The sequence below is a fragment of the Nostoc sp. genome (assembly GCF_036919595.1).
GTDB lineage: Bacteria > Cyanobacteriota > Cyanobacteriia > Cyanobacteriales > Nostocaceae > Nostoc.
In genome coordinates this window covers 1-15,175 of sequence record NZ_JBALCO010000131.1, presented here as the reverse complement: position 1 = coordinate 15,175, position 15,175 = coordinate 1, and the positions used below count along the sequence as shown (strand labels likewise).

Sequence of the window (15,175 nt, the reverse complement as noted above, 5' to 3'; positions counted from 1 at the left end):
CAAACAGCAGTTGCAGATTTTCATCGAAAGAGCCGAACAAATCACCAGGCTGTGCTTGGGGTGAATCTGAAGTTTCACCAAAATTGATATCTAAAGAAGTTTCTGTAGGTGATGGTTCATCCACAGTATTATCTGTGGTTTCCAACTGAATATAAGTGGAGTCATTTGTGGCTCCATCCTCAAACAGGAATTGTGGATTTTCATCCAAAGAGCTGAATGAATTAAGTTCCAGATCAACGGCAGATATCTCTGGGGGCTGATTGGTAAATTCTGGAACAAAATCTAAAGCTTCTGGTTGTTGCGATCGCTTGAGAATTTCTTCCCCTGGATGCTGGGCGAACAATGGCGTTTCTGGCGGGGATGGTTGGATGCGATCGCTGATTGTCGGGGAAATAGTTGAGTTACTCGGTGCTAACTCATTAAATAAATCATCTCCAGAATCTGATGAAAATACCAAATCTAGCTGCTCTTGGTGCTGGAAATTGATATCAAAATCTTCTTCTATGTCAAAATTAGCTATAGGAGAAGGTATGGGCTGCTGACTGTCGGCAAAAATGTCATCAGCCTCCTCAGCAAACAAACTCTCCTCTAACCCCCTTTTCACATTCTGCTCAATTAAGGCATCGAATTCGTCCTGTTCCTCTATGGTTTCCTGATTCCAGAAGTTGCTCAGATCATTTTCTGATTGAGAAAACTTAGGTACTATTGCTGAAGGTGTATAAAATAAATCACCAATTTCTGGTTCCCTTGTAGGCAGTAGTGGATGTTCTTCCATTTCAGCAAACAGGTTGTCCGAAGACAAGCCTGTTTGCTGGGGTAATTCTACGTAGTCACTAGGAATAATTTCTTCTACCCAATTTGCCTTTTTGGTTTCTAAGAATAAGTTATCAAAACTGTTTTGTTGACTGGTAAATAGTTCCACACTGGCGAACGCCTCAGTTTCCGGTTGAGTCACTTCGCCTGTAGGCAATAGTTCGTTATCGTCTAATGGCAGTGTCAAGAAATCTTCAACCACATCGTTTTTGTTGACACTATTTTGGACAATCTCTCCAGGAGGCTGCTGCGGATCACTAGTAATCTCAGTAAATTCTTGTAAATTTTCGTCAGGGTAAGAGTCTAAATTTAGATTAATTACGTTAATATCGCTCAACTCTACAGTCGTAGCGGATGTTTGTTGATTTTGCGGTTCTGAATTCTCTTTTTCTAGGAAGTTATCACCAAATAACAAGGATAAGTCTTCTGTGGTGGCTGTGATTGCTGGGTGCTGCTCGTTGTTTGTGTCTTCATCAAAGGAGAGTAAATCGGATAAGTCGCCATCAGCAGCCTCAGCGTCAGTGCTGCTGAAATCAATTCCAAAGTCATCGGTGGCAACAATATCTAAGGTTTCTTCTTGATGCCAGGTTTCATCGAGTTCGGGAGTTTCGCCTTCAAATAAATCGGCAAGGGTATTTAACTCAGCTATTCCAACCTCTGGACCATTGGGGTCAAGATTGCTACTGATTGGATGTGCTTCGTCATGTATGGTGAAAGAAAAACTTTTGTGAATTGCAGCGTTTAATGGTATTGCTTGTAACTGAAGATCAGGGCGTTCGTCGGAGACGTTGGCATAGCCAGATGCTCGCGGACTCGCTAACGCTGCGCTATCGCTACTATCCTCCTCTAGGTTAAATTCCTCAATTGGCTCAGATAGGTTAGTAATGACTAACTGCTCAGTTTTCGCAGTTTCTGGAGTGTTGAGAGATAAAATTAGCTTTGGTGCAGTTGATGGTTCTGTCAAAGCCGTAGGCTGTTCGTCAAACAAATCGGGGGTAATTTCTAACAACTCAATTTCTGCAAAGCTTAAAAGTGCTTCTAATTGCTTACTAATTGCAATTTCGGCTTCCTTACCTTGCAGGACTAATTCTAAAGCTTGCTTGATTTCAGTAATGACAATTTTAGCTAGAGTCAGATAAGTGTTTTCGGGATTGCCGATCGCACTGGCTGCTGCTTGACACAAACCACACCACTTGGACAAATTCCAAGTCTCACCAAGTTTGACTAACTGGTAACAGCATTGCTGAAGGTTTTGTCGAGTTGAGGGTGTTGTTGTTTGCTTAAACAGTTGCAACATTTCTCGCAATGTTTGCAGTACCTGGGCTTGAAACTTGCCCCAATTATTATTTTCTTTGGCGGTGACTGGCGATAGCGCAGCTAAGCCGTGTCCGTGAGCGTCTGGCATCTCCTGGGGTGCTACAGAGAAGGATATTTCTGAAGATTCCTGATCGGTGTCTTCTGCTAAACTGGGAATATCTTGCCGCAGAAAAAGTTCAGTAAGTGTGGAGACGTTCTCTACAGAGGTTGTGTGTAATTCTGTTGCCGAAGGACTGGTGGCTACTCCACTGTTCCCTTGTTCTACAAGTAATTCCAGATGCTGATTCAACCATTGAAAGACTGGCTCAGTTTCTAACATCAAAGTATTAGCTGCATCTTCAGAAAGACCAAATGGCCCGCTTAAATGCTCTAACAGCGCTTTCAGGGTATCAGATACACCGAGAAATAAAGACTCTAACTTTTGGTCAACCTGAACCGGATGCTCTATGAGGAGTTTGAAACAATCTTCCAGACGATGGGAGGTATGCTGGATGCTAGTCAATCCAAGCATCGCCGCTCCTCCTTTGATGGAGTGAGCCGCCCGGAAGACTTCGCTAATTATTTCCGGGTCGTTCAGAGTCCCCTCTAAATTCAGCAACCCCTGCTCAATGGTATTCAGGTGATCCCTGGCTTCTTCGATAAAGTAACCCAAAATCCGCTGTTGTTGTTCCGGCAGCATAGCAAAAGTTATGAGTTGTGAGTTATGAGTTATGAGTTATGAGTTATGAGTTATGAGTTATGAGTTATGAGTTATGAGTTATAATTTTTATTTCTAACTTTTCATTCTTAACTCCTAACTTTGTTGTGAGTTGTGATTTTTATTTCTAACTCCTAACTCCTAACTTTGTTACCTGGTTTCCATAGTTTCCACTCGGAAACGTTCAACGGAGGCGATCAAGTCACGGGATACACCTACTAAGTGTTGTAGGGCACCGGAAACTCGCTGGGCTTCCTGGGAAGTATCTTGCGCGGTGAGTTCTACTGATTGCATTACATGAGCGACGGCGCGGGAGGTTTCAGTTTGTTCCACAGTGTCGCTAGTAATTGAGCGCACAAGAATATCGATGCGATTCGCCACTTGAATAATGTTTTCGAGCGATCGCTTGGCTTCTTCTGCCAATTTTGTCCCTTTAATTACTTGTTGTGTGCCTTCTTCCATCGCGGTCATCACCGAGCCTGTTTCGCTTTGGATTTGCATCACAATTTGTTCAATTTCCTTGAGAGATTTGGCAGATTTATCTGCTAGCTGACGTACTTCGTCTGCGACGATCGCAAACCCGCGTCCAGCTTCTCCCGCTCTTGCCGCCTCAATACTAGCATTGAGTGCTAACAAATTTGTTCTCGAAGCAATCTGGGAGATCAACGCCACAATTTTAGAAATTTCTTGGGAAGATTCCGCCAACCGTTTCACTTTGCGAGTGGTTTCGGCAACGGTTTCTCGAATTTCCAAAATCCCCGCCACAGTATTTTCTACTGCTTCCCCACCTTTAAGAGCGATCGTACTAGCATCACGGGCGACGGTTTCGGCTTCCCGCGCCGCCTCTGCTACCCGCTGAATCGAATCGGTCATTACCTGTACAGAATTCAGCGTCACTGCCAACTCTTCTGCTTGGCGCAAAGCATCACCAGATAAGGCTCTAGCAAAGGTTTCAGAGTTGGTTGCACCTTTTGTGACATCCTTCGCTGCCACTTTTACTTGTTGGACGATATCCCGCAGGTTTTGAATTGTCAGGTTAAAGGCGTCAGCTACAGCCCCCAGTACGTCGGCTGTCACTTCAGCTTGGACTGTTAAATCTCCTCTAGCAGCTCCTTCTACATCATCCAACAGGCGAATCACCTGACGTTGCAGGTTTTCTTTGGCTTCCTCTTGTTCATCGGCTTTCCGCTGGGCTTCACTTGTAGTCGTGAAAACTACCCGCGCCATTTCATTAAAGCCAGTGGCTAAGTGCCCCAATTCATCTTCAGAAAACACTGTGGCTTGAGCATTTAAATTTCCTTGGCGTACAGCCTCAAACTGAGCTTGCAGATCATTGGTTGTGCGGCGAATTTGTTTGAGTGCAAGATTTCCCATGAAGCCTGCGGTAGCAAAACCTGCAATCCCAGCGGCTAGTGACATTGCCCAACCTGTGTTTCGTACTGATTCTCGTTGTTGGGGTGGAGAAAATGTAGTGGCGACAAAGCTAACTGTGGCTACAACCAGCGCTGAGACAATACCCACACTTCCAGCAATTAACCATTGTTTCCTTTCTATGGAGGCATTTTCTAATGGTGCTAACCAGCCTTGCTCGACGCTAACGGTGGGTTCTAGTTTCGAGACATCTGTTTGGCTAAAGACTGGAACTGCTTCATGCGAACCAGTCATTGAGAATAGTTCCTCTTCGCGATCGCTAGCTGCATCACTTAAAAAAGCCTCCGCGCTTTGAGGGCGTCCACTACCACTAGTTTCTGCTGGAGCAGAAGGCATTGCTGCATCACCGATGTTAGAATCTCCTTCGATCAGGTCAAACCCTGGAATGTTGCCTAAATCATCAAATTCCTCAAAGTCATCTAAAAACTCGATATTACTCTTAGAATTTTCTCCATTCAGTATATTGTTATTGTTTGAGTCTTCATAAGAGGTTAAATCCTCTGAGCCAAAGGCAGACTCAAATGCTTCCATATCAAAACTTTCATCGTCATCAAAGCTATTTTTATCGTTGCTCTCACCTGATTTTAACTGCTTTTCTTCGAGAGGTAGATTGCTGCTAAAAGATGAAGAATCATCAGATACATTTGGCAAAAAATCTTCCTTGTTTATCAAATCTTTTGACTTCAACCAATCATGTGCTTCGGTTTCATATAAGTCATCTTTATTTTGGGATTCCCAGTTATTTCTTGTTGATGAACTGTTTCTCAATTTTTCTTCAACAATTAGTAAAGTTTCGTCTTCCAAATCAGATTTTTTATATTCTAAATTTCCAACCCGAAGCTTTGGAGACTTGGGATCACTCAACAAATCAGGCAAATCATTCTCACCATGACCAGTTTGTGGATTAGAAAATGAAGATTTATTATTTTCAATAGCTGAACTTCCGTGAGCAGAATTTATCTTATTATCTGAAAACTGACTATTTACTAATGATTCTTCAGAGCTATCTTCTGACATATCTTCCTGCCAGAAAGCAGGCAACTCTAATTCTGTTTTCTCCTCCCAGTTGCTATTCGACTCTTGTTCCTCCGATTCTTCATCCAAGGCAAAAGGATCATCACCAAAAGCTCTAGAAAAATCTGATATTTTTCCCTTTCCAATACTATCTTCTGTAGGGATGTCAAATGGACTATTTGAAGATAGCTCTTCAACGCCATTCATAGTTTCTTCATGCTTACTAAAAAAGTTCAAATCAAGGCTCTTGCTGTCAAACTCCTCACTAGCGCCCAAATCTTCTAATTCTTGTTCATTATATGCCAGTGCATCAGATATCTTTGGGGAATTTATTTGCTCTTGACTTCCTGATGTATCAATCTCTCCACTGAATGACTGGAGGTATTGATTGATATTCTCAATTCCATTATTGGCAAAACCAATAATTTCTTGATCATTAGTCAAGCGTAATACGTGTTGATATTCTTCTTTTGCTACATCATACTGCTGCAAAACATAGTAGATGTGACCCCTTAATAAATGAGAATTAGGGTCATTTGGTAAATTTTGCACCACTTGGTCAACTAAAGTGGCGGCAACCTCATAATTCCTTTGAACATAGGCGGTCATCGCCTGTTGATATGTTGGCTCGTAATTATCAATACTTGCTGCCATTTCCTCCTCCAATTTCATCCTGCCCACCGCGCACTTCGTAAAATTGCCATTTGATCGAGCAGTCGCAGACACTGTTTGTTTTTAGCACTTAATAACCACTCTCCACGTAAAAAGGGAGCCATAGTATCTGGAACACTAATTGATGGCATGAGATTCTGGACATCCAACCAGTCCATACCACCAATTTCCTCTACTGCTAAACCCACTACCGTGTCTTGCTCTTCAATGGCAATCACCGGAATTTCAGCTCTATCCGTGTTTAATGCACTTGCTTCCCCAAGAAATTGACCCAAATCAGCCACCCAAATAACTCGACCTCGTAAATTTAGAGTACCCAAAAGTAAAGGAGAAGCATTAGGAATCGGGGTGATTCTATCAGGACTTAGTTCAATTACCTCCCGAATACCAGTTGCTTGTAGTGCAAACTCCTGATGCGAGGGAATGTAAAACCTTAAATGTAACTCACCTTCAGGACTTTCTACTTGTAATTCAGGTCGGAAATGGTCTTGACCACTGCCACTTAAAAAGTCCGGTTTGCTGACCATATTGCTTTTATCCTTATCCTCGCAGCAGTTGTTTGACTGTTCCTACCAACTCGGTTGGTTGAAACGGTTTAGCTATGTAGGCGTCTGCACCCTGCTTCATGCCCCAGTAGCGATCAAATTCTTCGCCTTTGGAAGAACACATAACTACAGGGACATTTTGGGTTTTTGGATCGGATTTTAACCGCCGACAAACTTCGTAGCCGTTCATCCGGGGCATGACAATATCCAATACTACTAAATCGGGAGGTGCTATTTGAATTGCCTCCAATGCTTCTAATCCGTCACTGGCATGGGTCACTGTTAGGCCAGTCGCTTTCAGGAGGTCTGTAATCATCTCCCTTTGCGCGATACTGTCTTCCACAATCAGAACTGTACTCATAAGTATCTATTTACCTCCTGATGTAGGCGTTCCTACTTGGAACATTCCCTGATTCCTCCGCAAGGACTAACTGTATAAATTAATTTTATGTATTCACTATTTTCCCGGATATTGACGTTTCACTGAGTTAGCTGACTCTGTGATAACATCTTTTAACTCATCTTTTAGTAGATCAACAAATCTTCGATCTGTTCATGTGCCCATGCCCTCTCAATTTTGGATTAATGCGATTTTAGATTGTTCAATCCAAAATCCAGAATCTAAAATTATTCTGCCCCATACAACTCTTGGAGAGGCTGCGCCCTAAGCGTAGTTTACGACGCCGGCTCTATCGAGCGTTCGCGTAGCGTCTCGTATAGAAGTCGAGATGCTCAGTACAAGTGCCCTGTTTGCCCAATTTTCATTGGTTGTTGATATATTTCTGGACGAGCATAAGTAACTCAGTGTCTGTAAACGGTTTTGTTAAATAATCTGTTGCCCCGACCATACTAGCTTTGACTCGATCAATAAATCCATCTTTACCAGTAAGCATGATAATCGGTATAAGCCGAAATGCTGTTGAATGTCGCAGCATGGCGCAAACCTCGTACCCCTCCAATTCCGACATGGCAATGTCGCATAAAATTAAATCCGGCTTGAGTTGAAACACCAGACTCACAGCCTCTAGAGGATTGGTGAGAGCGATCACTTCATAACCTTGTGGTTGTAAGATGGAATTTACAGTCTCACCGATGGCGATCGCATCGTCAATACATACTATCCGCCCCTTTTGTTTTCCCTTCAATTCCCAGCTATCCGTGTGGGTATCTGGTTTAATCGTCTCTGAATATACTAGTTGTAGCCAACTCTGTTGCACATATGGATATATTGCCTTAGCGACTGTCAAAATGTCTCGGTTGAGATAGCGAGCCAGTTGACGCAAGGATGTTTTACCATCAGCCCAATGTTGTAGCTTATTTACGGTTGCTTCTGGTAACGAGGATTGTAGCTGAACTTTGTCAGATAGTACTGGCAATTGTTCTGGAGACTGAATGTGTGGATACAGTTGCTTCCACTCTTGCACTTGCTTCGTAATTTTTGTAACAAATGGAGCAATCTCGAAAGTGTTTAATTGCGGGGCAAGTGCCGCACCCTGGTGAAAAATGAAGTTACCTTGATGTAAACTCAGCAGGTCAAAGAGAGTTTCATGCACTAAGCCGTGAATGATACTACCAGCTTTCTTTGGGTTGATGATATTCCGCTCCAAGAGTGCCCAAAGATAGGCATACTCTGGCGCGTCGGTTGATGGTAGGGAGGCAATTTGTTTGTCGGTAAGTCGCATCTCAACTCGGTAATGACGTAAATAATCGCTAATTCTGGATAAACTACTCTCACCTTCCTGACAATAGATAATTTCACCATTGAGGAAAAACACGAACCAAGACTGTTGTTCGAGACGATAAATGCTTGCTCCATCTCCACCCAGTCTGTTGTTGTGGTGAGAGCTATGAGCTTCCACCCATAGTTGCCCAGTTCGCTGTCCCAACTCAATCAATTGCAGGATACTGCAAATATCAATTTCATTTAAATTTCCCTGCATTTAGCTAAAAAGTGCTCCTTAAGTATTGCTAAATTTTCAATTGTAAATTCTGACTTATTCTTTAAGTATTGATTATGGAGTACTAGAAAGATTTTTACCCTGTTCTTTATTCTTATCCGAGAATACATTAAGCTATAAACCTTAATTTTTCGTAATACACTTTGACAAAGCTAGTGTTAACACGGAAGTCATCATCACTGTCATCAGTACAAAATATAAAGGCGCGACCAATTCGCTTTTATAAGTATCAAGACGTAACATCTCGCGTCTATAGTTTTGTCTGTCTTGTTCTCCTAAACTTCAGTTCAGTGAGACAAGTTAACAGAATTATTTAAGATATATCCCAAAACATGAACTTTAAGTGCATCAATAAGGACTAACGGTGTGCTGTATTTAGCAGAAGTACAAAAACAGAAAGGTGGTTTACTTAGTGGCGGTGCCAAAACCGAACTGAAACTGCTAGCTTGTCAGCGAACTGACCAGAATTGGAGTGCTGTGTCGGAAGAAGTGATTGCTGCTGAGGACGCAAGCAAATTAAATGATGGTGCTTTGGTACTAGTTGAACTAAATCCGAATCGTCAAGTGCAGCGGATTCAAGAAGCAGGGCGTCCACTAGTCAACATTTTGCAGAATTTTTCCCGACAATTGGAGAAATTTAAGCTCAAGGAAGATGAGATTGATCAGTGGAAGCAGTCGCTGACGTTTCAGGCGCAAGAGTTGAATCGCCGTGAAATGGACATGGAAGTACGCTCAGAACAGTTGCAACAATTGGAGGATGAGTTGCAACAACTTGAGGAGCAAAAACAGAAAGTTGACACATCCCGCCAAGAAATTGAACGGTTACAAACAGAAGTTGAGCGCAACCGCCAGGAATTAGAAGGCGCTTGGGATCATTTGCATGGTGAGCAGCGTCGCCTGGAGGAGCGTCAAGCAGATTTTCAACAGGGGACGGTTTTAGATGAGGAGCAAAGTCGGGTAATGAGTGAGTTACTTGATCGCTTATCTAGTCGTGCTGCTCCCACGGAAACAGTCAGAGAACACCTGCATCTGGCTTTTGAATTGGTTCAAAAGCAGCAAGCTACTCTTACCCCCCACTGGCAAAAACTGGAGGAGCAAAAAACTGCGATCGCTCAACAGCAAGAAGAAGTTGAGCGTTTGTCACAAACCTTTAGCGATCGCCAAAATGCATGTCTTGAAGCACAAAATTCTCTAGTTCAGCAAACAGCCCAATTACAGATAAATACAGCAGACCTTACTAGCAAACAAGAGTATGCTCGGATAATCAAAGAGCAGTTACGAAACGCCGAAGAGTTATATCAACAGATTGACTCTTTAGCTGCAACATCTGGTGATGTAGTTCTCGGCCAGCAAGCTAATGTGGAAGCTTTGGATAAAATGCCTTTAGAAGAACTACAAAAAATAGTGCAAGACTTGCAATATAAGTTGGAAATAGACGCTAGCTTTGTTCATGATCAAGAACAAGAACTTACATATAAACAAGAAGTTATAGAAAAACTCCAAAATAAGATAAATCACGCATCTGATCATGATCACATCAATTTGGAACTGGAACTAACGGATGAAAAAGACCTTTACCAGATGCTAAACTCCAGTTTGGTGGGGCAACGCCGCAATATGCTACAGCATCAGAAGTTTCTCAAGCAACATCAAGCTGTACTGCTACGGCGGCAAGGACATACTCTTACTGATGCAGAAGAAAGTAACAACAAAATTAATTTAGAACCGATTCTGTTACAAATTGAAACCCAGCGGCAACAATATTCACAGGAAATCCCAAAACTGGAACGGGAAATTGAGCAGATTCGTTCTGGTATTGAGCTAAATCAGGGAATGATTGACAATCAAACTCACGATCTGGATGAAAAGCGCCAAGAACTCAAAGCGATTGAGGAAAATTTGTTGTCCCTGCAAAGAACAACTGCTGAGTACTGGGGTCGGGTGAATCTGTATCAAGAAGCACTACAACCAATTCAGGATTCTCTAGATGGCTTACGGCAAAAGCTGCAAGAAATTGGAGAATCTTTGGAGCAATTCCAGGAAACTGGTGATTATCAACTCCAAGCGATCGCTCAGTTGCGTCATACTCTCCAAAGTTTAATATCTCAGCCAGAATTACTAGCTTCTTAATAAGTTAGGAGTTATAGCGGTTCCCAGGTGCATGAAGTAATCATATCAAAACCTTATTCTCAACCCTTTTTCTTACTAACTAAATCTCAACACCTAAAACGACAACTTCAAACTTCAAACTCTTAACTCCTAACTCCAAACTCTTAACTTCTAACTATTTCAAACAGATCCAGTCGCCTTCTACTTGAGCGATCGCACCACCAGGAAATGGATCAGTTTGCGATCGGTTTGGTGCTACAATTAAAGCCGTTAATTTTTCGATATGCTCAAAACTAGGGGCATCAGTCAATATTTGCTGCAATACCTGACGCATCACCCGACGTTGCAATGCCAATGGTGCTTTTTGCAATACTCGACGATTTAACCGTAAGGGAAGAAGAGGAGTAAGGGAATCTTCTTCATCCTCCATTCCCCATGACATCGCCTTTTCTCGCAACTCCTGGGCAGCTTTTTCTAAATATTCCACTTCTGCTTGGAGAAGTTCTGCTGTTTGGGCTAAGGCTGATTCTACTTGGGGGTTGAAATTATCCCGCAGATATGGTATAAACTCTTGGCGAATGCGGTTGCGGGCATATTGCAAATCTTGATTGGTGGAATCTTCCCAAATTGGCAATTTAAACTCTTGACAAAATTGCTCTGTTTGTGTGCAAGTGATTTCTAAAAGTGGACGCACTAGCATAATCCCCGTAGTTAGAGGGCGTTGCCAAGTCAGGGCTTGTAAGCCATCAGCACCAGTACCACGAATTAAGTTGTATAGAAGAGTTTCGGCGCGATCGCTGGCGGTGTGTCCTGTAACTATATATTGATAATTATTTGCTTGGGCGATCCCACTTAAAGCTTGATAGCGCCAATCGCGTGCAGTAGCTTCACTATTTATAGGTTTGTTCGCTGTTTCTAAATAAAAGGATATACCCCAAGTTTTAGCTAAGTCTTCGACGTGATTAGCATTAGCTTGGGAGTCAGAACGCCAGCGATGATCACAGTGAGCAATACCCAAATACCATCCCCATTTGGATTGTAAATCTAAAAGTAATTTTATTAAACACAGAGAATCTTGTCCGCCGGAAACAGCGACTAATAGGCGCTGGTTGCGCTCAAATAAGTGGCGCGATCGGATGGTGCGATGTATTTTTGCATGTAGGGGAGTCCATACCATTTTTGGAACTTATCATAGTTTTTGTATTTGACTTGCAGCTATAACTTCTTTAATAGTTAATTTTAATCCTCTCTGCGTCTGTGCGTGAATCTTATCCCCAATTCAATGGATAATATACGGAATCTTGGATAAATTCGTAGGTAATTTAATGGCTGAAATTCAAGTTGGTATTGAAGGCGAAAACGCACCAGCAGCAGCCGAGGCTTTGCTAAAAATTCCCGGAATATCGGGAAGCTACGAAGTTCCTAGCCAAAAAGAGGCGACTCTAGCAGCGATCGCTACTATTATTACCATTGTGGGTGGTGCTGCGGCTTTAGCTGAACAAATTCGCAAATGGTATCAAGAATGGCATAAATCTCATCCAGGGAAGCAATTTGATGTAATAATTCTTGACCCTGAGACTGGAAACAGGATTTTACTCGAAGAAGCTACCATAGAGGAAATCACGGAAATCCTCAAAGCTATCAGCAAATAAGTGCAAACTATCCGCATTCAACTTCGGGAAAGTACGCAGGAAACGGTTGAACTTAGGTATTGGCTACCTCAAATAAAGCACTATGAATCACGTCGCCTGAAATTGGTAGAAATCGCTAATTTCCTCAAACAAGGTGAACGAGATTACTATAAACTGCTGCCCAATTTAGCAGGAATCGGGCAGCAGTTATTTTTTTGGTTGGATGGCGATGGACGCTGGTTGAGTCGGGGAATTGCTAACTGTCGCGGTGAGGGGTTGGTAATTGCCATTGATACCGATCAGAAATTGGCATATCTACCTTGGGAAGTGCTGCATGATGGTGAGGATTTTTTGGTCAAGCGGGTTAATCCAGTGGTGTTACCTCTGCGCTGGATTGAGAAGGAAACGGAGGGGTTTTCTGTGGAAGCACGACAATTGCGAGTATTGTTTATGGCAACCGACCCGGAAGATGTGGAACCAAAGTTAGAGTTTGAACAGGAAGAAGCGAGAATTCTGGCAGATACGCGAGATTTTGCTGTGGATTTGCGAGTGGAAGAAAGCGGCTGCGTTAGCGAGTTGGGTAAGGTGTGGAGTCGCTATTTTAATGACTTTGATGTGTTTCACCTCACAGGACACGCCTCAATTAAAGATGAAGCACCTTACACGCCTTACTTTATCACTGAGACGGAAATCGGGGAACGCCACGAAACCACAGCCGCAGAACTGGCGGAAATCTTCCGGTTTCGCTTTCCCAAATTGGTGTTTTTATCTGGGTGTCGGACTGGACAAGCACCAGATAAAGGGGCTGTCCCTTCAATGGCTGAGGCACTAATTGCCCAAGGTGCTAGGGCGGTTTTAAGTTGGGGACGGCCGGTGGAAGATCGGACAGCTACAGCAGCCGCCGCGCACCTCTACGGCAAATTGGCAGCCGGATATCAATTAGCCCAAGCACTCGCTAGCACTTACCAGCAGTTGTTTAAACAGAAAGTGCGTGACTGGCATTTGTTGCGGTTATATATTCAGGGAGAATGTCCCGGTGCGTTGGTGGAAGTGTTGGGAGATGTGCCACCCTCTGCGCCGGAACCTGCTTACGAACAGTTTTTAGATCCCGATACCCAACAGGTGCGGGTGGCAAAACCCTCTGAGTTTGTTGGGAGACGGCGGACTTTGCAACGTTGTCTCAAAGCTATTCGCACTTCATTAGGGTTACTAATTCACGGACTGGGGGGTGTGGGTAAGAGTACTGTGACTGCGCGACTTCTGGAAAGGATGGTTGGCTATCACAGGCTGGTGAACTTTCGGCAACTGGATGAGGACAAACTGCTCAAAATCCTTGCTGAACAATGTACCTCGGAACGGGGGCATGAAATTCTCAATGGCAAGTTACAGTTGATGCAGCGCCTCACCAAGTTTTTCACTGAAGGACTGAATACCAAAGAACAGCGCTTTGTCTTTGTGCTGGATGACTTTGAGGCTAATCTGGAATTACGAAATGGGGTTTATGTCTTGCAACCACAAGTTGTGGATGTACTGCTGGCGTTGCTGAAGGCGATGCAAAATTCCCAACTTCCCCACAAGGTAATTATTACCTGTCGCTACAATTTCACTTTGTCGGAACTGAATCATCGTCTGTATCGCGAACCTCTGGGGGCTTTGGGTGGGGCAGATTTAATTAAAAAGTATAATCGTCTGGATTCGTTTAATGGCAGTTGGCAATTTCAGCCAGATTTGCCTGAACGTGCCAAAAAAGCAGCAGATGGAAATCCTCGGCTGTTGGAATGGTTAGATAAGATTTTGCAAAATTCCCCGAAGTCGCCGGAAGCGGAGAGGGGAGTTGAGATGATTCTGCAAAAGATGGCAGATAAGGAAAAGGAATTTCGTGAGGATATTTTGGCACAGGTATTGCTGAAGCAGCAAACTCCAGCTTTGCGTCAAATCCTGGGGAAGTTGTTGGTGTATGAGTTACCTGTTCCTCAAGCTGCTATTGACCCGATTTGTGAGGATATCTCAAATTGGGAAAGTCATATTCAACGCGCTGAAATTTTGGGTTTGTTGGAAGTTACCCTTACCAATAACGGAGAGAGATTGTATCGTGTTCCCCGGATTTTGTCACCGTTGCTAGAGTTTTCAGAAAACCCCAAGGGTGAAGAGTTGTATAAACAAGCTGCACAAATTTTGTATCGCCTGTGGTGGGAAGAGGAAACTGCTAAGGAAACACAAGAGTTAGAAATTCATCGCTTGGCATTGTTGGGGAAGGATGGAGAAATTGCGGGTAAAATAGCTAGTTCATTGGCGGGACACTTGCAAAGTCAAAGTCGATTTCGGGAAGCAATACATCTGTGCCAATCAACTTTAGAAATTACTATAAACCATAGTGCTCTTAGAAAAATTGCTTATTGTGAACACCAAATGGGTGAGGTTGATCGAGCATTAAACTATTACCAACAGGCTTTAAATCTTTGTCCCGCAGAAGACGAAGCAGAATTAGCATCAATTTATCATTGTTTAGGGATACTGAAAGCCAACAAAGGGAATGTGGATGAAGCGATCGCACTCTACAATCAGTCTTTGGAAATAAATGAACACATTGGTAATGTCCAAGGCAAAGCGGCGACGTTGAACCAACTGGGAATTGTATACGCTAACAAAGGGAATATGGATGAAGCGATCGCACTCTACAATCAGTCTTTGGAAATAAATGAACACATTGGTAATGTCCAAGGCAAAGCGGGGACGTTGAACCAACTGGGACGTATTCACGCCAACAAAGGGGATGTGGATGAAGCGATCGCACTCTACAATCAGTCTTTGGAAATAAATGAACACATTGGTAATGTCCAAGGCAAAGCGGGGACGTTGTACCATCTGGGAAATATCTACGCCAACAAAGGGAATGTGGATGAAGCGATCGCACTCTACAATCAGTCTTTGGAAATAAATGAACACATTGGTAATGTCCAAGGCAAAGCGGGGACGTTGTACCATCTG

9 protein-coding genes are annotated in these 15,175 nt (G+C 43.1%); 3 read left to right on the top strand and 6 right to left on the bottom strand.

What is annotated here, in order from left to right:
- The 5 genes from V7K21_RS19730 to V7K21_RS19710 all read right to left on the bottom strand — a co-directional run.
- Positions 1–2,809 (bottom strand): Hpt domain-containing protein (locus V7K21_RS19730; protein ID WP_335176948.1); only part of this gene is annotated, 2,809 nt, incomplete at its 3' end.
- Between the two features lie 168 nt (positions 2,810–2,977).
- On the bottom strand, positions 2,978–5,926 hold the full coding sequence (locus tag V7K21_RS19725; RefSeq protein WP_335176947.1) for a methyl-accepting chemotaxis protein: 2,949 nt from the start codon (positions 5,924–5,926) through the stop codon (positions 2,978–2,980).
- Positions 5,927–5,940: 14 nt separating this feature from the next.
- Positions 5,941–6,471, bottom strand: a complete 531-nt coding sequence (locus tag V7K21_RS19720) for a chemotaxis protein CheW (protein WP_335176946.1) — start codon at positions 6,469–6,471, stop codon at positions 5,941–5,943.
- Between the two features lie 13 nt (positions 6,472–6,484).
- Positions 6,485–6,850 (bottom strand): response regulator transcription factor, encoded by a 366-nt coding sequence (locus tag V7K21_RS19715; RefSeq protein ID WP_069073698.1) that lies wholly within the window; start codon positions 6,848–6,850, stop codon positions 6,485–6,487.
- Between the two features lie 400 nt (positions 6,851–7,250).
- Positions 7,251–8,429: a response regulator gene (locus V7K21_RS19710; protein WP_335176945.1), complete on the bottom strand. Its 1,179-nt coding sequence runs from the start codon at positions 8,427–8,429 to the stop codon at positions 7,251–7,253.
- A gap of 384 nt (positions 8,430–8,813) precedes the next feature.
- Between V7K21_RS19710 and hmpF the strand changes: the two genes are divergently transcribed.
- The gene (gene hmpF / locus V7K21_RS19705) at positions 8,814–10,577 is read left to right on the top strand and encodes a pilus motility taxis protein HmpF (protein ID WP_335176944.1); all 1,764 of its coding nucleotides are present in this window, start codon (positions 8,814–8,816) and stop codon (positions 10,575–10,577) included.
- A gap of 154 nt (positions 10,578–10,731) precedes the next feature.
- Here the strand turns inward: hmpF and tilS are convergent, their stop codons facing one another.
- Positions 10,732–11,733, bottom strand: coding sequence for a tRNA lysidine(34) synthetase TilS (gene tilS, locus V7K21_RS19700; RefSeq protein ID WP_335176943.1), 1,002 nt, complete (start codon positions 11,731–11,733; stop codon positions 10,732–10,734).
- 148 nt (positions 11,734–11,881) lie between these two features.
- On the opposite strand from tilS, the gene V7K21_RS19695 reads away from it, so the two are divergent.
- Both V7K21_RS19695 and V7K21_RS19690 read left to right on the top strand, forming a co-directional pair.
- Positions 11,882–12,208, top strand: a complete 327-nt coding sequence (locus V7K21_RS19695) for a hypothetical protein (RefSeq protein ID WP_335176942.1) — start codon at positions 11,882–11,884, stop codon at positions 12,206–12,208.
- Positions 12,209–15,175: tetratricopeptide repeat protein (locus V7K21_RS19690; RefSeq protein WP_335176941.1), on the top strand; the 2,967-nt coding region annotated here is incomplete at its 3' end. It lies immediately after the preceding gene.

Excerpts from the sequence above, each read along its gene's own strand:
- V7K21_RS19695 (WP_335176942.1), top strand. The coding sequence starts at position 11,882 with ATGGCTGAAATTCAAGTTGGTATTGAAGGCGAAAACGCACCAGCAGCA.
- V7K21_RS19720 (WP_335176946.1), bottom strand. The coding sequence starts at position 6,471 with ATGGTCAGCAAACCGGACTTTTTAAGTGGCAGTGGTCAAGACCATTTC.
- tilS (WP_335176943.1), bottom strand. The coding sequence starts at position 11,733 with ATGGTATGGACTCCCCTACATGCAAAAATACATCGCACCATCCGATCG.
- V7K21_RS19710 (WP_335176945.1), bottom strand. The coding sequence starts at position 8,429 with ATGCAGGGAAATTTAAATGAAATTGATATTTGCAGTATCCTGCAATTG.
- V7K21_RS19715 (WP_069073698.1), bottom strand. The coding sequence starts at position 6,850 with ATGAGTACAGTTCTGATTGTGGAAGACAGTATCGCGCAAAGGGAGATG.
- V7K21_RS19725 (WP_335176947.1), bottom strand. The coding sequence starts at position 5,926 with ATGGCAGCAAGTATTGATAATTACGAGCCAACATATCAACAGGCGATG.